This window comes from Pseudomonas sp. GM80, from assembly GCF_000282515.1.
In the GTDB taxonomy this organism is placed as follows: Bacteria; Pseudomonadota; Gammaproteobacteria; order Pseudomonadales; family Pseudomonadaceae; genus Aquipseudomonas.
Genome location: NZ_AKJD01000255.1, coordinates 1 through 18,023 on the forward strand (window position 1 = coordinate 1; position 18,023 = coordinate 18,023).

Here is an 18,023-nt window from a genome sequence, read left to right on the forward strand (position 1 = left end):
CTGGCTGGCGACCGCCGACACTGAACGCCTGGCCCTCAATGCCCTGCGTATCCACAGCGATGCGCTGGCCCGACTGCGCATTGAAGTGCGCCAGCAATCGCTGGATGGCGAGCTGATTTGCAGCGTTGGCTCCGCTGACGCCACGACAGTAAACACACTGATCAAGGACGCCGATTCTCGCTACACCGCGCATGACGCTCAAGGCCAGCATCTGCAAGACCGGCCGGGCGATCTGTTTCAAGCAATCCTCAACGCCCTGCCCGCTGATCAGCGCCAGACACTGGGTTATCGCCTCGATGACGCCGCCGGTTTCAAACACTGGATTCTGGCGAAAACCGAGCCGGCGAGCGTACGTCGCACGTTGCTCGCCGAACCACCGATCAGTGACCGCGTAGCGACTGAAACCACTATTTTGCTCGGTGGTCCCGGTTACTCCAGAGCCGGGCAAACCCTGCTCGACCGTATTCAGGACATTTACCCGCACCTCAATGAAACCGAAGTGCAAGGTTTTGCCCAAGCGCTAAGCACCCAGGGCGATGCCGAGTCTGGCATCCGGCGTATCGAAAACGACCTCGACACATTGCGCATCGCCCTCGACACCTGGCGCTTCGAGGAAGTGATCAACTGGCACTCCGGCAATGGTGGCACGCATAACCTGACGTTTATGCTCGACGGCGGCCTGCATCTGTCCGAAAGACTGATGGCCTGTTTTGAACGTAAAGCCACGGTGTTTGGCGAACGCAGCGTCGCACCGCATGCCGGTTATACGCTGGATCTTTCCTCTGAAATGCGTCGCTACAATCTTGAGCACTGGTGGAAAAAACTACCGGACATCAAGCCTTATCTCGATCAGATCACTACCCTCTCCCTCGACAACGTGCCGCTCGCCACCGACGGATCGGGACTGCTCAAGGACTTTCATCACCTGCGTCAATTGAGCGCCAGAAACTGCGAGTTGAAGCAACTGCCGAAAGACATCGGCCGCATGCGTCAACTGGAAACCTTGCGCCTCTCGGGCAACCAGATTCAGTTGACGCCGCAAACCGTGGAGGAACTGAAGAACCTCACGCGTCTGCAAACCCTGCGTCTGGATCTGAACCCCTTGGGCCTGGCTCCCAATGTCAGCCGAATGCCGCGTCTGGGTATCCTGACGCTGAACGAAACCGGGCTGACCACCTGGCCTGAGGGACTGTTTGAAAAGCATCGGCCACGACAGTTTTTCCTCGACATGCTGGGCAATCCGATCGAGGAAGTTCCGCGTGTCGTACCGGGTTCCAACAACGCCTTCATCATCGCGCGCACCCGCCTGATTGCCAGTGAGTTGTCTGACGTCAATCGTGTTCTCTACGAGAAATATCGCACTTCCGTCGGCCTTATCCCCGAACATGTCACGTCGACAACCACCACCGAAATGATCAGACGCTGGCCTTTGAAGACCGATGCGTTATTCAACCGGATGCCGGGAATCGGCATTTATCGCCCGGAAGCGTGGCCCGATCTGGCCTCCGAACCGAACTCGCGGGGCTTCTTCAAAATCATCGATGACCTGACCCAATCGGCGGATTATCGCAGCGGCGGCTCGGCACGGGAGCAATTGAGCGAGCGTGTCTGGCGAATGATCCATGCGATCGATATCGACAAAAACCTGCGTCAGGATCTGTTCGAGATGGCCATCGCGCCAGTCAATTGCCGGGATGCCGGGGCACAGGTGTTCAATCAGATGGGCATCAGGGTGCTGGCGGCCGAAGCCCGGTTGTCTTCGACCTCAAGAGCCATGCTCGAACAAAAACTGGTGACATTGGCCCGAGGCGCTGCGCGACTGGATTACGTCAATGATGTCGCCCAAGCGGACATCCAGAGCCGTGGCGGTAATCCCGACGTGGTCGAGGTGTACCTGGCCTATCAGACGGGGCTGGCGCAGCGCCTCGATCTGCCGTGGCAGTCGCAGAACATGCTGTTTCGCATCACTGCAGGTGTCGATCAGGCGAAAATCGACCTGGCATTCGAAACGGTCAACGCGATGGAGGCTGGCGACGGCCTGATCAACCGCATGCTCGAACAGCCGTTCTGGACGGACTATCTGCGCGAGGCTCATCCCGACAGTTACTACGCCAACAAGGCCCGCTTCGAGGAGCGGTCATCACAGCTCGACGACTTGCGTACGGCACAAGCCGACTGGGCAGGCTCCAACGATCCTTACCAGCAAAAAGCGGCTTTGCGCGACAAGCTCAAGGATCTCGCACGAATACTGGGCGTCCCCAAAGAGCAAGTGCTGACCGGGCAACCCATGCCGGATTCTGTATACGAACATCTGATCAATGATCTGGGCGATCAGGAGCAGCAGCTCAGCCGCCAGCAAACCCGCGATGCGTTGGAAAAACTCGCACTGCCCCCCGGTTAACCGACCTCGGAATCCCAGATGACCGTGACGTTGCCTTTGTACGTTGCCGCGCCGCCGGACAACATGTGTTCGACATCCGCCTGCTCGACCGCGAAGTGCAACGTGCCCGGTTTGCGGTCAACGTAAACGCCCGGCTGGAACAGTTCGGTACCTGTGCCGCTGATCCGCAACGGTTGGCGGATTACTGCGCCGCCAGCTGCCGATGTCAGACCAGCGGGTAACGTCACTGCAACCTGCAACGGTACGGAACGACCTCCTCGCGCCTCCAGACCACAGGTATCGCCCACCGCGAACTCGCACGTCATCTGCATTTTGAAACGGGAGCTTGTCGAGATATTAAAGGTCTGGTCGCGGAACAAACGCGTCGGCTTACGTCCTTGATTCAGCCAGGCCTGCCAGCCGCCCAGAGGCACCAATTCGACACGAGTGCCACCCGGTGGAATATCGACTTTGAGGGTGTGCTGCACCTCCAGCTCAAAGTTCAAGGTCAATGCGGAATCGGTTGGCAACATGATGTCGCCGAAATCGAAATCCGCTCCGGGGCCTAGTGTGTAGGTCAGAGTACCCATGTATTTACCCGAGGACATTTCCAGCGGGCTGGGGGTTTCCAGTTCATAGGCGAAATCAAGGTAGTCATAACGCAACCAGGGGATGTCGAACTTCGCTTGTCGTGAACAGACGCCCTCAGTGGGCGTCTTCCAGAAAAAACCATAACCGTTTTCCCAGATCACACCGACACCGCTATACGTGCAAGGAGGCGGTGTATTGACCCAAGTTCCATCCCACAACGCCCAGTGTGCATCCCGATAATCTGGACGAGGGCCCACAAGTTTCATGATGTTTTCAGTCAGATACTTTGAGCCGAGCCCGGCAATTCGTACCTTCAGCGTTTTCGTTTCAGCCGTGCCCTGATGTGTCACCGTCAGATCGCGCCACTGGGTAGGGACTTTGAACATGGCACCCTGACGAATCGATGGATGATTCGCCACAATCGGGCCGGCAGAATAGAAGCGGATCGGCACCTGCAAACTGAACATTTCATTGTCTTTGCATTGCTGGGCATAGCCCGCGCAATAACCGCTGGACGGTGTGTCATTGATGAATTTATTGCGTTGCGGATAGGCCGAATCCGGTTTGAAAGATGCGTTGATCGAAACCTGTTCGGCTGTCGCCGATGATAACCACACGAAAACCAAAGCCAGCGAGAACGCACCTCGCAGGAGTACTCGAAAAAAAATCATCCATTGAACCTCGTGCAGGCCGCCAACCATTTCCCTGATCGGCAGCCGGTTTTGACCAGATCAGCCGACCTCGGAATCCCAAACAACCGTGACGTTGCCTCTATACGTGGCAGCCTCGCCGGACAACATGCGCTCGACATCAGCCTGCTTGATGTCAAAGTGCAAAACCCCCGGTTTGCGGTCGACATAAATACCGGGCTGAAAAAGCTCGGTACCCACGCCACTCACCCGCAACGGCTGACGAACGACCGGCCGACCGTCCGCCGAGGTCAGCCCGGAGGGCAAAGTCACCGCAACTTGCAACGGCGCGATGCGACCTCCCGGTTCCTCAAGACCGCAGACATCACCCACGGTGAACTCGCATGTCATCTGCATTTTGAATTGCGAGCTGGTCCAGATATTGAAAGTCTGGTCGCGGAACAATCGCGTAGGTTTACGCCCCTGATTCAGCCAGGCCTGCCATCCGCCCTCAGGGATCAATTCAACCTTGTTGCCACCCGGAGGAATTTCGACTTTGAGCATGTGCTCGACGACCAGGGTGAAATTGAGTTGGAGCAAGTTATCGTTGGGAATCATCAAGTCGCCCATGTCGAAATCTTTACCGGGACCCACCGAGTACTCGACGCTCCCGTGGTAACGACCAGACTTCATCGTCAACGGGCTGGGGGTGCGCAGTTCATAGCCGTAAACGAAGTAGCGAAAGAAAAAACCGGGAATCAGAAATCGTGCCTGTTTGGCACAGACTCCAGCATTAACCGGGACTTTCCAGAAACTGTTGTAACCGACAGGCCCCATCGTGGCACTGGAGACGCCGATACAGGGCGCTGGCGCCTCTCGCCAAGAGCCGCCAGTCCACAAAATGCTCCATGCCAGCGAAAGATCCTTACCGGCCTGCCCCTCCACAATTTCAGTCACTGGCTGAAAAAGTCCAGATTCGTGACCAACTCCCGCGATACGTAACTCAAGAATCTCCCTGTCGCCTGATTCATGGGTCATTTCAATGCGCTGCCAATGCGAAGGGACTTTAGCCATTCCGCCCTGACGCGGGTCTGTGTGAAAAGCCTGAATCGGCCCACTGGCATTGAAAACAATCGGTGCGACCAAGGTGAACAGGCCTTCCGGCTTGCACTGGCCGGGCAACTGCAGACAAAACCCCTCAGAAGGTGTCTGGTTTATAAATTCGTTACTCTGCGGATTTGCAGAGTCCGGCCGAAACAACGCCTCGATGTCTTTAACCGCTGCCGACACCGACATCACGGCAAAACCGCTCACTAGCACAACCACCAAACGTGCATAAATATTCATCATGTCCCTTCACCTGTTCAGTCCGGACAATCGGTCTCAAGCACCGGGTAAAACGGCGTTGAAGATCATGTTGACGTTGCCGAAATAACTGCCCGGTTTATAAACCCCGTCTTCCGGTCTCTGCGGGGTGATTTCCAGCAACACGCGTCGCCCCTGCTTGGCGTCAACCGAGGAAACCACTTCAACCGCCTCGCCGACTTTCAGCACTCTGCCGTTGAACACCACCTGCAGATTGATATTGTGCTGGCTCTCGCCACTGGACAGATAAGCCACACCGTCCAGTTGCGCCTCGATCGCCCCGCCCTCGTTTTTCACATCAAAATCCTTGCGCAGACCACCGAGCGTCGAGTTGAGCAAACTCCACGGCAGCCGCTGTTCGCGACTGATCCAGCCAGGATCTGCCGGCAAGACATGGAACCCTGAAGAGGGAATGCTCACCGACACTTCAAACTCCTGCACCTCGCGCGCCGCGTGAGCACAGGTGCAGGCCAGTAACAAACCGGTCAGCGTCACCCGTGCAATTTTTCGCCTGTTCATGATCGTTCCTCTGCCATCCAAATCGCGGTGTGCCTAACCCTTCACGTCGACTTTCTTTTTCGCCGCGCCTTCAACCACCGTGAAGCGGTAATTGCGCCCTGCCTGCTTGTCGAAACGGAAAGTGCGCCCGGCCAGAATGTGGTGTTTGGTGGTCGGCTGGCAGTCCTGGTCATTGCCCACGGCACAGTCCTTGAACTCGTCGATGACCACCACGCTGTTGCCGTTATTGCGGATTTGATATTGGCCGTTGCCGTCATCGATGACGCTGTCGAACCGGGTGTTTTTCGGCCGCACGAAAAACACCGTGCCGTAACCGGCCAGCACCGTAACGCCGGCCGCGAAGTCTTTTTTGTAGTCCGCCTGCTCTTCATCCGTGAGCGCAAATTCGTCGGCGGCTTCAGGCACCACCGGCACAAAACGCACGCGAAAATAGCGTTCCTGATCGCGCGCGCCCATGTACAACAAGCGCGTGCCTTGAGTGCCGTTGGCCGGCACGATCAGCCGCGCCGGGCTGGCCATCAGGCCGTCGCGTGCCGTGGCACCGGCCTGGGATTGCAGAGGAATTTCGCGGGCAGCGCCCTGCTCATCGAAGATCATTTCGAGAATATTGATCTTGATGAACGCGGTACTGTCGCCGCCATTGAAGATGCGTTTCAGATAGGTGCTTTTGTCAGCATCCAGATAGTCGTAGACCACGCCGACGTTGATCTGCGGAGCGGCAAAAGCGAGGGGCGCACACAAGAAAAAACCAACTGCCAACAAACGTTTCATGTTCGATTTGCCTCTGTATATTCAACACAGCCGCAACGGGCTGTCACAGCGAGTGACGGGTTTAAGGTCGGATCAACCAGCGGTTTCATTGCCATTGGCGGTGTCCGCCAAGGTGTCCGGCGTGCAGCGCAAATCGCCAATCATCAGCACGTTGTTTTCCACCCGGGCGGCATCGGTGTTCAAACGGAAGCGGCAGAGCAATTGATCGCCCTGACGCACTTCCAGGGTCGGCGCGCCGGCGTTCATTTCCATCGAGAAGAACCCGTCGACTTCACTCACCCCACGGCTGGCGTGGTTGATGATGTGGTGGCCCTTGAGCGGTTGACCTTTGGGGTCGATCAAGCGGCCGAGCACCGTCAGGGTTTTCATCACGCGGATTTTTCGATAGTCCACGCCGCCCTTGTTCAAGTGATAACTCATGCGCGCCGGCTGGATCGCGGCGGCCGGCACGTCGTTGCCTTCAAAATCGAAGCTCACCGTGCCTTTTTTGTATGCGGTGATCGGGATGAAATTGCGTCCCGGCCGCAAGTTGGCGCTGCCACCACTGAGGTCGTCGGCGCGCAGGGCGATGTTGTCCAGGTCGGACTCAACGTCGACGATCATTCCGGCGCCACCTCGGTCGTGTTGACGGGTCATGGCCAGGTGCTGACCGCTCAACGCGATGGTGCTGTCGAGGTTCAAGCCCCCCGTGAGATTGCCGTTGAACGACGAACGCTGAACGAAACCGTCGCCGTTGACCGCGTCACTCTGGAAGCTGCCAGTCCCGGAAAGCCCCAAACCATAGGTGTCGGTGATCGCTGTGGCCGAGACGCTTTGCAGCAGGTGATCCTGCAGGTCTTTGCGATAGGTGACGGACGCGTTGTTATCGCGTCCGCCATAACGCGAAGTGCGCGAACCAAGGCTGCCGGAAATCTGCTCACCCGGTGCACCAAGCGCCAGACTGACACTCAGATCGACCCCGCGATTGCGCGCATCGCCGCTGCTGAAACTGCCGGGGCGGTCGAACACCGACAGACGCCAGTTGGCATCGCTGCCAAACAATTCGCCGCGCTGCGTCCAGCCGAGATCGAGACCGACACCTTCGATATTGCCGTCACTGTGCGACACCCGCGCATTGATCGAACTTTTGTTGCTGACCCGATGATTCACCGACAGCGCCGAGTTGCTGGTCTGGCCGATGAACACGTTGCGCTGCCGCACTCGTGTGCCGTCGGGCAAGGTTTCGTAGGTGTTAGTGGTGTCGAGCCAGCTGCGGTTGTGGGTCAGGAAAATACTGCCGGAGCCGTAGCTGTACATGCCCTGCAGATCGAGGCCGGTGCCGTGGTCTTCGGTTTGGTAAACGTTGCCGAACACGCTGGTGTTATTGGCCAGCGTCCAGTCGATCGAGGTGCCGTACTGCAGTTTTTCGCTGATCTGGCGTCCGGAGAACCCGACGATGACCCGAGGATGCAGCAGGTAGTTGAACGCCGCGCCCGCCGTCATGCCGCCGGAGGCCTGATCGTCCCAATTGCTCCACAATTTGCTCTCGCGCCCGGCGAACACGTTGTAGCGCCAGCGCTCGTCATGATTGCGCCAGTTGTTCGGTTTGTAGATCAGCTCGGACGTGGTGGAGGTGATCTGGCCGTCTTCGATCAGGCGCACTTCGACTTCATAGATGCCGCCGGGTAACGGGCGGGTGTCCAGAGTTTGCAGACCGGCGTCGACCGGTTGCGTGTTGATCAACATGCCGTTGCGATAAATCTCCACCGAAGCCTGGCGGTTCGCGGTGACGTAGAGCGGATAAACGCTGGGTTTCGGATTGTCGATGGCGAGGCTGTCGGAGCTGCCGTACATGGCGCCCACCGCGGTGTCCGGGCTGACACCGAACGAACGCGGCTGACGGGTCAAGCCTTCCGAATCAGGCATGAAATAGCCCAGGCGAATAAAACGGCCTTGCAGTTCTTTCTGGCTGTAGAGCTCTTGCACGGCGTGATACATCTGCTCGTCCGAGCCGCCGAGACGGGCCATTTGTACGTTCAAACTTTGTGTCCAGTTGCCGAGGCTGCTGCTGGTGACCAGACCGTAACGGCCTCCGAGGTCCTGATCCTGACCACCGTTGAGGTTGAGCTGGTTGCGCACAATCAAACCGGTGCTGCCGGCTTGCGGTTGCAGGTAGTAACGTGGGGCCTGGCTGTCGCGCTCAGCATTTTCGGTGACGATCGACACCAGCGAATTTTCCAGGTTGTAGTGCACCGCGAGCATCTGCTCCGGGCAACTGCCCTGACAGGCACCCAGGGCGACACCACGACCGAGATAGTCGGCCCAGACATCGCGTTCAGTGGCGCTGAAGTTGCTGTCGACACTCTCGGTAAATTCGAGGAGGGTGATGCGATCATTGCGTGATAGAACAATCATCGCCTCGCCCAGAAACTGTTGATCCAATTCAACACGCACCGCCAGCGGCACATCAAAGAAGTGCTCTTCGAATTCGCTCGGCAGCCCTTTGGCCTGCGCCAACAAGTTACGCGGTGTATGACTGGCATCGGTAGACGCAGCCAAGGCATTGGCACATAAAAAAAGTGCAAGCGCTGCCGCGATGGGTGTCATCGGAAACATGAACTTAGTTACTCTTTTTGTTTGATTGGCCAAACGCCGGCCGAACACTGTTTATTAGCGATCGGCCGGACGAACGCATTGCCAGAAACGGCAATGACCGACAGCGCTTTACGGCGTGATGCGCGGAATCGCGTCGAACATCACCACCGGCGTGGCGGTGTACAGGCCGGACTGGCCATCGGCCGGTTTGGCGGCGGTGATCACCAGATCGGCACGCATGCCGCCATTGGATTCGGTGTCGCCTACAACTTCTTCAGACACGCCGGTGAGGGTTTTACCGTTGAAGGTGTACGTCAGGGCAATGGTATTGGCACCGTTGAACAAAGGCTGCGGCCCACCTTCAACGTAAGCGCCTACCGAGCCCTGGCTGTGCTGGATGTCATAGGTGCCGCGCACCGGGGACAACGTGCCAGCGCCGATGACGTAGCGCATTTCTTCGTTTTTACCGAAGTTCGGATCGACCGGCTGGGCGTGGAACACCTTGCTCGGAATGTCCGCGACGATATTGATGGCGGTGCGCGATTCTTCAGCCGCAAAGGCCACCGAAGCACCCAGCGTCAGGATGGCCAGAGGAGTAGCGATTGCAAGTTGCTTGAGCATGATTAACTTCCTGTCATTTCGTTGTGGGAGATGGCTGAAGTCCAGTGCTGCTTACATGAACAGAAGAATGAAGACCAGCCGGCTTCAGACATGTAAGAAAGTGGACGTTCAACGCCGAGGAATATTCCCCTATTCCCACCACGAAATAAGCAGGCCGTTTCTGACGAGTGCGTAGCCAAAGGGCGATTCGACTTGAAAGAAAAACAGCAACTTTCGAGAAAAACACTTGAGTAACTGTAAGACCGATACTACATCAGGACAAAATGAAAAAGTTGCAGGCCATGCAACTTCTGTAAGAACCAAACTACACACGCAATAAAATAAGGACGACATCGATGCTTTAGAGTAATTAATCAAACTAACTGAAAGTTGTATAGGCATTTATTGTTACCGGCGCGGCGAAAAAATCCTCCTCGGGCGCCCCTTGCGCCATCTGCGCGCCCGTGCAGACCTGCTCGACCGTTGGTCATTTCAGCTTGATCAAGCCATAAGATATATCTTAAGTTGTATCTAAACACGACGAGAGAAGACTGAAATGAGAGACCATCATTCCCCCCACCGCGAACATGGCGACGGCCGCGACGGCTTCGAAAAACGCCCCGGTCGCGAACGCGGCGGCCGCGGCCCCCGGGTGTTTGCCCCCGGCGATTTGAAATTGCTGCTGTTGGCATTGATCGCCGAACAGCCATGCCACGGCTACGACTTGATCCGCCAGATCGAAGGCATGTTCGACGGTGCATACAGCCCGAGCCCCGGTGTGATCTACCCGACCCTGACCTTTCTGGAAGAAAGCGACCTGATCGCTGGCGACGCCGAGGGCGGTAAAAAACGCTACAGCGTCACCGAAGCCGGTCGTTTGTCTTTGGGCGAGCAAACCGTGGCGCTCGATGGCGTGCGCATGCGCATCGACGTCAGTAAACGCTCGCTGCGCGGCCACGACCGCCCCGCCGAAATCCATGAAGCCGTGCATAACTTGCGTCACGCCCTGCAAATGCACCACGGCCGCTGGAGCCCGGAAGAAATCCTGCGCGTGCGCGATCTGCTCAATAACACCGCCAAAGCCATCGTCGACGGCCCTGCCGTTCAACCTGCCTCGGAGAAAGCCGAATGACTGCAGTCGATACCCAAACCATTCACCGTGTGATGCACCAAATCAAACGCCGCAAGCTTGAGGTGCTGCGTGTAGTCGACCTGACGCCACGCATGCGCCGCATTACCCTCGGCGGGCCGGAGCTGGCCGGGTTTATCAGCCTGGGCACGGACGATCACGTCAAACTGCTGTTCCCGCAGAACGCCGAGCAGGCCGCCGCGCTGGAAACCATGGTGCTCGGCGCCGGCAAGGACGATGGGCCAAAGCCAGAGATGCGCGACTACACGCCGCGCCGTTATGACCTGGATGCGCTGGAGCTGGACATCGATTTTGTACTGCACGGTGACGGCCCTGCGTCGACCTGGGCCGAGCAAGCTGCACCGGGGCAATTCCTGCACATCGGCGGGCCGCGTGGCTCGATGATCGTGCCGGATATCTTCGACAGCTACCTGCTGATCGGAGATGAAACCGCCCTGCCCGCCATCGCCCGTCGCCTTGAAGGTTTGGCGGCGAATCGCAAAGCCTTGGTCGTGATCGAGGTGGAAAACGGTGCTGAACAGCAAGTGCTGGGGAGCGCAGCGCAGGTCAATGTGATCTGGGTGTTGCGTGAGGGCGGCAAGGACAACCTGCTGAGCACGGTGAAACAGTTGCAGGTGCCCAAAGGCAATCTGTATGCGTGGGTGGCGACGGAGACCAAAGTCTCACGGCAGATTCGCCGTGTCCTGATCGATGAGCACGGGCTGGATGAGCAACTGATCAAAGCCGTCGGCTACTGGCGCGCTGAGGGCACTTCTGAAGAGGAGTGACACAAACCCCTGTGGCTGGGAATTACCTGTTTCTGGTGATCACCTGTGGTTGATGATTACCTGTGGTTAGTGATGACCTGTGGCTAGTGATTACCTGTGGCTAGTGATTACCTGTGGCTAGTGATTACCTGTGGCTAGTGATTACCTGTGGCTAGTGATGACCTGTGGTTAGTGATTACCTGTGGCTAGTGATGACCTGTGGTTAGTGATGACCTGTGGCGAGGGGATTTATCCCCGCTGGGCTGCGAAGCAGCCCTGAAACCGGGCACTGCGGATTACCTGACACAACTCATAGAATGTTTTGGGGCCGCTTCGCAGCCCAACGGGGATAAATCCCCTCGCCACAGGTTTCTCATTTACCACAGGTTCCTCACTGATCTAAAGATCGGGTTGCACGCCAGCGGTCCAGGCCGATCACCAGCAACCCAATCACCACAAACCCGACCAATATCCCCCCGGCATTGATCAGCACCTGTGGATAACCCAACACCGCGACATCAATGAACGGATACGCATACGCGCCGAGCAAATGCCCGCGCAGCAAGGCGTAGATGAAGTACACCAGCGGATAAATCAGCCACACCGGCAGATGCCAAACGCGCAACATGCCCTTCGGTACGCACAACCACCAATAGCCCAGGAACAGCAGCGGCATCACGTCGTGCAGCAGCTCATCGGCAACAAACTGCCAACCTTCCGGGTGCCACAAATGCCGCAGCAAAAGGCTGTAGGCCAGACCGACCACGGCAATACTCACGGCAATCCCACTGCTCACCCACGGCTGCAAAAACCAACGGCGCACGGCGGATTCACGCTCGGTCACGGCACAGGTCAACACCGTCGCCACCAGCGTATTAGTGAGGATCGTGAAGTAACTGAAAAAACTCACCAGCCCGCCCAACAGGCTGGCGCCGACGCTCAAACGCGCAAAAAAAATCAGATAAAGCTGAATGCCCAGCCCCGCCCAGCCCAATACAGCAGCGCAGGTGATCAGGCGTCGCCGCCGCACGGCGTCCATTTCAGAGCGGTCGCTTGGTGCGCATCAACTTCACGTACAGGCGCTCGACTTTCTCCCGCGCCCACGGGGTTTTGCGCAGAAACGTCAGGCTCGACTTGATGCTCGGATCGCTTTTGAAGCAGCGAATATCGATGCGCTCGGCCAGCCCCGACCATTCGTAATGAGTCACCAAAGCGTTGAGGATCTGTTCGAGGGTGACGCCGTGCAGCGGATCGGGGGTTTGGTCGTTCATGCCAGGCCTTTGGGCAAGTGAAAAATGCGGAAGCCGCGCACCTTAGCCGAGGGGGTGGTTCGGTGGAAGGGCTTCCTTCAAATGTAGGTCAAGGTCAAAAGATCGCAGCCTTCGGCAGCTCCTACAGGGACTGTTACCGATTGCGAAATGCTGCATGTCTGCAAAAGGCCTTTGTCTTTTTGTTACAGATCATTATCCTGCCGCCCTTCCGCTGAATCGCTTCACTGCCTGCGACATATTGAAGCGCACGAATTGCACCCCCGAAAACACCAAAAAAAGACTTATCCATGCCCGATTTTTCCTTCTCCCGAGACAGCGCTATCTCAGCCCTGCGCACCCTTGGCGGCTGCACCGCACTAGGCCTTGCCACCTGCGCTCAAGCGGCGCCCGCGTTCGACAGCGAATCACCGTACATGCTCGGTGACTGGAACGGCACGCGCACCGAACTCTCGGAAAAAGGCTACGACTTCAAGCTCGATTACACCGGCGAAATGGGCAGCAACCTGCACGGCGGTTACGACCATGACCGCACCGCGCGTTACAGCGATCAGTTTGGTCTGGGCACGCACCTGGACCTGCAAAAGATCCTCGGCTGGGACGATGCCGAGTTTCAACTGACCATCACCAAACGCAGCGGCAACAACATCAGCAACGACCGCATCAACGATCCGCGCGTTGGCGGCTTCACTTCGGCCCAGGAAGTCTGGGGCCGTGGCCAGACCACCCGCCTGACGCAGATGTGGTATCAGCAGAAATTCTTCGATCAGAAACTCGACATCAAGGTTGGCCGTTTCGGCGAAGGCGAAGACTTCAACAGCTTCCCGTGCGACTTCCAGAACCTCGCGTTCTGCGGCTCGCAGGTCGGCAACTGGGTCGGCGGCATCTGGTACAACTGGCCGGTCAGCCAATGGGCGCTGCGCGTCAAATATCACCTGACCCCAGAGTTGTACGCGCAGGTCGGTGCCTACGAACAAAACCCATCGAACCTCGATCGCGGCAACGGCTTCAAACTGAGCGGCAGCGGCACCCAAGGCGCGATCCTGCCGATCGAATTGGTGTGGACGCCGAAATTCAACGGCCTGCCGGGCGAATACCGCGCCGGTTACTACTACAGCAACGCCAAAGCCACCGACGCTTATAAAGATCAGAGCGGCCAACCGGCGGCCCTCAGTGGCGAAGCCTACCGCAGCGCGTCGAGCAAACACGGCGTCTGGCTGGGCATTCAGCAGCAAGTCACCAGCGTTGCCAGCGATAACAGTCGCGGTTTGAGCGTGTTCGCCAACGGCACGATGCACGACAAGAAAACCAACGCGATCGACAACTACGTGCAGGCCGGCATCACCTACAAAGGCCCATTCGATGCGCGCGCCAAGGATGACATCGGCTTCGCCCTCGCCCGCGTACACGTCAACCCGGCCTACCGCAAAAACGCCGAAGCGACGAATCAGGCCAACGCCGTATACGACTACGACGATCCGTCCTTCCTGCCACCGCAAGACACCGAATACAGCGCCGAGCTGTATTACGGCGTGCACGTGAGCAACTGGCTGACCGTACGCCCGAACCTGCAATACATCCGCCACCCCGGTGGCGTGAACAACGTCGACGACGCCCTGATCGGCGGGATCAAAATCCAGTCCTCGTTCTAACCGACACCCCAAAAACCTGTGGGAGCTGGCTTGCCAGCGATAGCGGTGGGTCTGTCACTGAAAATGCCAACTGATAGACCGCCATCGCTGGCAAGCCAGCTCCCACAGGGGATTTATGAAATTCGTTAGCTAGACAAGTTTTTATCTGAACCATGCCCGCGCTCAATCGTCATCTACAGTGACTACAGCGCGGGACTACATAAACGTCACGGAGAATCACACTATGAGCACCGAAAGTGCTTCGAGTCGGGGCCGTTTGCTACCGAGCCTGCTCGGCATTCTGCTTCTACTGATGGGCCTGGCCATGTTGGCCGGAGGGGTCAAGCTGAGCATGCTCGGCGGCTCGTTGTATTACCTGCTGGCCGGTATCGGCATTGCGCTGAGCGGCATCCTGTTGCTGATGCGCCGTCGCGCGGCGCTGGGCCTGTACGCCATCGTTCTCTTCGCCAGCACCGTTTGGGCGCTGTGGGAAGTCGGTCTGGACTGGTGGCAACTGGTTCCACGTCTGGCCCTGTGGTTTGTCCTCGGCTTCGTGATGTTGCTGCCGTGGTTCCGTCGTCCGCTGCTGCTTGACGGCCCGGCGCCGATGGGCACTCGCGGTCTGACCGTGGCCGTGGTTCTCGCTGGCCTCACCGCGCTGATCAGCCTGTTCACCCACCCGGGCGAAACCTTCGGCGAACTGGGCCGCGACACCGCCGACACCAGCAGCACCGCACCAGCGATGCCCGATGGCGACTGGCAGGCCTATGGCCGCACCGAATTCGGTGACCGTTATTCGCCGCTGAAGCAGATCACCCCGGCCAACGTCGGCAAGCTGCAAGAAGCCTGGCGCATCCAGACCGGCGACCTGCCGACGGCGGATGACCCGGTCGAGCTGACCAACGAAAACACCCCGCTGAAAGCCAACGGCATGGTCTACGCCTGCACCGCGCACAGCAAAGTGTTGGCCCTGGATCCGGACACCGGCAAAGAACTGTGGCGCTTCGACCCGCAGATCAAGAGCCCGGTCGGCTTCAAAGGCTTCGCCCACATGACTTGCCGTGGCGTGTCGTACTACGACGAAGCCGCGTACGCCAAAACTGAAAACGCAGCGTCCGCTGTGATTTCCGAAGCCGGCAAAGCCGTTGCTCAGGCCTGCCCGCGTCGTCTGTACCTGCCAACCGCTGATGCCCGTCTGATCGCGCTGAACGCCGACACCGGCAAAATCTGCGAAGGCTTCGGCACCAACGGTGTGGTTGACCTGACCCAAGGCATCGGCCCGTTCACCGCTGGTGGCTACTACTCCACCTCGCCGGCCGCGATTACTCGTGATCTGGTGATCATGGGCGGTCACGTCACCGACAACGAATCGACCAACGAGCCATCGGGCGTAATCCGCGCCTTCGACGTGCGCGACGGCCACCTCGTATGGAACTGGGACAGCGACAAGCCAGACGCCACCGAGCCTTTGGCACCGGGCGAAACCTACAGCCGCAACTCGGCCAACATGTGGTCGCTGGCCAGCGTCGACGAAAAACTCGGCATGGTTTACCTGCCACTGGGCAACCAGACTCCAGACCAGTGGGGCGCTGACCGCACCCCGGGCGCCGAGAAATTCAGCGCTGGTATCGTTGCTCTGGACCTGGCCACCGGTAAAGTGCGCTGGAACTACCAGTTCACCCACCACGACCTGTGGGACATGGACGTTGGCAGCCAGCCAACCCTGCTCGACATGAAAACCGCCGACGGCGTGAAACCGGCGCTGATCGCCCCGACCAAACAGGGCAGCCTGTACGTCCTCGACCGTCGTGACGGCACGCCGATCATTCCGATCAAGGAAATCCCGGTACCGCAGGGCGCCGTGAAAGGCGACCACACCGCACCGACCCAGGCCCGTTCGGACCTCAACCTGCTGGCCCCGGAACTGACCGAAAAAGCCATGTGGGGCGCGAGCCCGTTCGACCAGATGCTGTGCCGCATCCAGTTCAAAGAACTGCGTTACGAAGGCCAGTACACCCCGCCGTCGGAACAGGGCAGCCTGATCTACCCGGGTAACGTCGGCGTGTTCAACTGGGGCGGCGTTTCGGTCGATCCGGTTCGCCAAATGTTGTTCACCAGCCCGAACTACATGGCCTTCGTTTCGAAAATGGTGCCACGCGAGCAAGTCGCCGCCGGCAGCAAACGCGAAAGCGAAACCGCTGGCGTGCAACCGAACACCGGCGCGCCATACGCCGTGATAATGCACCCGTTCATGTCGCCACTCGGCGTACCGTGCCAGGCCCCGGCCTGGGGCTACGTTGCCGGTATCGACCTGACCACCGGCAAAGTCGTGTGGAAACGCAAAAACGGCACCAGCCGCGACAGCTCGCCAATCCCGATCGGCTTCACCTTGGGCGTGCCGAGCATGGGCGGCTCGATGGTCACGGCTGGCGGCGTCGGCTTCCTCAGCGGCACCCTCGACCAATACCTGCGCGCGTACGACGTGAACAGCGGTAAAGAGCTGTGGAAATCGCGTCTGCCGGCGGGTGGTCAAGCGACCCCGATGACCTACACCGGCAAGGACGGCAAGCAATACGTGCTGTTGGTTGTCGGTGGTCACGGCTCGCTGGGCACTAAAATGGGCGACTACATCATTGCCTACAAACTGCCGGAATAAGCTTCAACGGCGGTAAAACAAAGGCGATGCCCCGCAAGGGACATCGCCTTTTTTGTGCACCACATATCCATGTAGGAGCTGCCGAAGGCTGCGATCTGTTGACTTTGATTTTTAAAAGCCAGATCAAAAGATCGCAGCCTTCGGCAGCTCCTAAAGGGTGGAATGGGTTGGCTGTGGGAAATTTGCTCGTCCTACAAATGCTGGTGATTGAACGGAGTTTTTCCCACAAGTCGCGTCGGTTGTGCCTCGGAAGTGGGGTGGATAGGCTCTGAGGGTCGCTGCAAATTCAGCGAACGGGCGTCGCGGCCCGAGCAGTTCATTCGATTTGATGCATAATCGCCGACCCAAACGGGAGCGCTCAGGTGCTTGTTGTTTGGTTTGATGGTGGCTGTGCGCGGGATACCTTCGGGTATGCCGAGATTGCCGAATGGCTCGGTCCGCGAACCTGCGTACAGCTGCCACCCTTTGTCGCGTCGCGGCGATTGAGAGTGACAGCCCCACTCATCATTCGGAGCTTCACCATGATCAAACCAACACCCAATCCGCCTGCAGCGGACGACACCACCCCCTACGAATTCCCCGGCTCAAAAAGATTCCACGACGCCGCCGAACGCGCCCTCGACCACTACCTCAAACCCAACGCCCTAACCCTGCGCTTCCACAAACCCAGCACCATGTTCCAGGTCGCCCCCGATCAAGACAACGAAAGCCTGCTGGTCCACGCCTGCGAATCCCTGGCCCAAGCCAGCCTCATGACCAGCGACATCGCCGCCTACATCGAACTGCCGCAGCGACGCACGATTCTGGCGATCCAGCAAATCATCATGCTCGCCGAACTCGCGGTGAACCGCGCACTGGATAACCACGAACTCCCCACCCAAAACTGACACCGACCTGTAGGAGCTGCCGAAGGCTGCGATCTGTTGATCTGGCTTTTAAAATCAAAAGATCGCAGCCTTCGGCAGCTCCTACATGTGAATCGAGTTCATCCGCCAGAACCAGGTCGGCTGGCAGGCCGTTATCGCGAGCAAGCTTTACTCCTACAAAAGCAAGATCAAAAGATCGCAGCCTTCGGCAGCTCCTACATTTGAATCGAGGTCATCCGCCAGAACCAGGTCGGCTGTCAGGCCGCCATCGCTGGCA

The 18,023-nt window shown here is 58.3% G+C and carries 14 protein-coding genes; 6 read left to right on the top strand and 8 right to left on the bottom strand.

The genetic code is table 11. From position 1 onward, the window contains the following. Window positions 1–2,401 (top strand): NEL-type E3 ubiquitin ligase domain-containing protein (locus tag PMI37_RS29730; protein ID WP_008088466.1); only part of this gene is annotated, 2,401 nt, incomplete at its 5' end. Here PMI37_RS29730 and PMI37_RS29735 read toward each other — a convergent pair. From PMI37_RS29735 to PMI37_RS29760, 6 genes are all read right to left on the bottom strand, one after another. Next, entirely contained in the window at window positions 2,398–3,642 is a 1,245-nt protein-coding gene (locus PMI37_RS29735) for a hypothetical protein (RefSeq protein WP_008088468.1), read from the bottom strand. The two genes, PMI37_RS29730 and PMI37_RS29735, sit on opposite strands and share 4 nt — an antisense overlap. Window positions 3,643–3,702: 60 nt before the next feature. Next, window positions 3,703–4,950 (bottom strand): hypothetical protein, encoded by a 1,248-nt coding sequence (locus PMI37_RS29740; RefSeq protein ID WP_008088470.1) that lies wholly within the window; start codon window positions 4,948–4,950, stop codon window positions 3,703–3,705. A 33-nt stretch (window positions 4,951–4,983) separates the two neighbouring features. Continuing rightward, window positions 4,984–5,484 carry a CS1 type fimbrial major subunit gene (locus PMI37_RS29745; protein WP_008088472.1) on the bottom strand — a complete coding sequence of 167 codons (501 nt, stop codon included), beginning with the start codon at window positions 5,482–5,484 and terminating at the stop codon, window positions 4,984–4,986. 33 nt (window positions 5,485–5,517) lie between these two features. After that, window positions 5,518–6,255, bottom strand: a complete 738-nt coding sequence (locus PMI37_RS29750; protein WP_008088473.1) for a hypothetical protein — start codon at window positions 6,253–6,255, stop codon at window positions 5,518–5,520. A 72-nt stretch (window positions 6,256–6,327) separates the two neighbouring features. After that, window positions 6,328–8,850, bottom strand: coding sequence for a CS1-pili formation C-terminal domain-containing protein (locus PMI37_RS29755; protein ID WP_008088475.1), 2,523 nt, complete (start codon window positions 8,848–8,850; stop codon window positions 6,328–6,330). Between the two features lie 108 nt (window positions 8,851–8,958). Further along, window positions 8,959–9,450, bottom strand: a complete 492-nt coding sequence (locus PMI37_RS29760) for a CS1 type fimbrial major subunit (protein WP_008088477.1) — start codon at window positions 9,448–9,450, stop codon at window positions 8,959–8,961. Window positions 9,451–9,985: 535 nt separating this feature from the next. On the opposite strand from PMI37_RS29760, the gene PMI37_RS29765 reads away from it, so the two are divergent. Continuing rightward, window positions 9,986–10,561: a PadR family transcriptional regulator gene (locus PMI37_RS29765; RefSeq protein WP_008088479.1), complete on the top strand. Its 576-nt coding sequence runs from the start codon at window positions 9,986–9,988 to the stop codon at window positions 10,559–10,561. After that, the gene (locus PMI37_RS29770) at window positions 10,558–11,346 is read left to right on the top strand and encodes a siderophore-interacting protein (protein ID WP_008088481.1); all 789 of its coding nucleotides are present in this window, start codon (window positions 10,558–10,560) and stop codon (window positions 11,344–11,346) included. The genes PMI37_RS29765 and PMI37_RS29770 overlap by 4 nt, the downstream gene beginning before the upstream one ends. A gap of 370 nt (window positions 11,347–11,716) precedes the next feature. Here the strand turns inward: PMI37_RS29770 and PMI37_RS29775 are convergent, their stop codons facing one another. Further along, a complete protein-coding gene (locus PMI37_RS29775) occupies window positions 11,717–12,364 on the bottom strand; it encodes a Pr6Pr family membrane protein (protein WP_008088483.1) in 648 nt (215 codons plus the stop codon). A 1-nt stretch (window position 12,365) separates the two neighbouring features. Continuing rightward, window positions 12,366–12,596 carry a VF530 family DNA-binding protein gene (locus PMI37_RS29780; RefSeq protein ID WP_008088485.1) on the bottom strand — a complete coding sequence of 77 codons (231 nt, stop codon included), beginning with the start codon at window positions 12,594–12,596 and terminating at the stop codon, window positions 12,366–12,368. A 287-nt stretch (window positions 12,597–12,883) separates the two neighbouring features. Between PMI37_RS29780 and PMI37_RS29785 the strand changes: the two genes are divergently transcribed. From PMI37_RS29785 to PMI37_RS29795, 3 genes are all read left to right on the top strand, one after another. Further along, window positions 12,884–14,245: a carbohydrate porin gene (locus PMI37_RS29785; protein WP_008088486.1), complete on the top strand. Its 1,362-nt coding sequence runs from the start codon at window positions 12,884–12,886 to the stop codon at window positions 14,243–14,245. A gap of 223 nt (window positions 14,246–14,468) precedes the next feature. Further along, window positions 14,469–16,880, top strand: coding sequence for a glucose/quinate/shikimate family membrane-bound PQQ-dependent dehydrogenase (locus tag PMI37_RS29790; RefSeq protein ID WP_008088488.1), 2,412 nt, complete (start codon window positions 14,469–14,471; stop codon window positions 16,878–16,880). Window positions 16,881–17,401: 521 nt separating this feature from the next. Next, entirely contained in the window at window positions 17,402–17,767 is a 366-nt protein-coding gene (locus PMI37_RS29795) for a DUF6124 family protein (RefSeq protein ID WP_008088491.1), read from the top strand. Window positions 17,768–18,023 lie beyond the last annotated feature (256 nt).

Bases quoted from the DNA above. Each gene is read 5' to 3' on its own strand.
- PMI37_RS29735 (WP_008088468.1), bottom strand. From the start codon at position 3,642: ATGATTTTTTTTCGAGTACTCCTGCGAGGTGCGTTCTCGCTGGCTTTG.
- PMI37_RS29740 (WP_008088470.1), bottom strand. From the start codon at position 4,950: ATGATGAATATTTATGCACGTTTGGTGGTTGTGCTAGTGAGCGGTTTT.
- PMI37_RS29745 (WP_008088472.1), bottom strand. From the start codon at position 5,484: ATGAACAGGCGAAAAATTGCACGGGTGACGCTGACCGGTTTGTTACTG.
- PMI37_RS29750 (WP_008088473.1), bottom strand. From the start codon at position 6,255: ATGAAACGTTTGTTGGCAGTTGGTTTTTTCTTGTGTGCGCCCCTCGCT.
- PMI37_RS29755 (WP_008088475.1), bottom strand. From the start codon at position 8,850: ATGTTTCCGATGACACCCATCGCGGCAGCGCTTGCACTTTTTTTATGT.
- PMI37_RS29760 (WP_008088477.1), bottom strand. From the start codon at position 9,450: ATGCTCAAGCAACTTGCAATCGCTACTCCTCTGGCCATCCTGACGCTG.
- PMI37_RS29765 (WP_008088479.1), top strand. From the start codon at position 9,986: ATGAGAGACCATCATTCCCCCCACCGCGAACATGGCGACGGCCGCGAC.
- PMI37_RS29770 (WP_008088481.1), top strand. From the start codon at position 10,558: ATGACTGCAGTCGATACCCAAACCATTCACCGTGTGATGCACCAAATC.
- PMI37_RS29775 (WP_008088483.1), bottom strand. From the start codon at position 12,364: ATGGACGCCGTGCGGCGGCGACGCCTGATCACCTGCGCTGCTGTATTG.
- PMI37_RS29780 (WP_008088485.1), bottom strand. From the start codon at position 12,596: ATGAACGACCAAACCCCCGATCCGCTGCACGGCGTCACCCTCGAACAG.
- PMI37_RS29785 (WP_008088486.1), top strand. From the start codon at position 12,884: ATGCCCGATTTTTCCTTCTCCCGAGACAGCGCTATCTCAGCCCTGCGC.
- PMI37_RS29790 (WP_008088488.1), top strand. From the start codon at position 14,469: ATGAGCACCGAAAGTGCTTCGAGTCGGGGCCGTTTGCTACCGAGCCTG.
- PMI37_RS29795 (WP_008088491.1), top strand. From the start codon at position 17,402: ATGATCAAACCAACACCCAATCCGCCTGCAGCGGACGACACCACCCCC.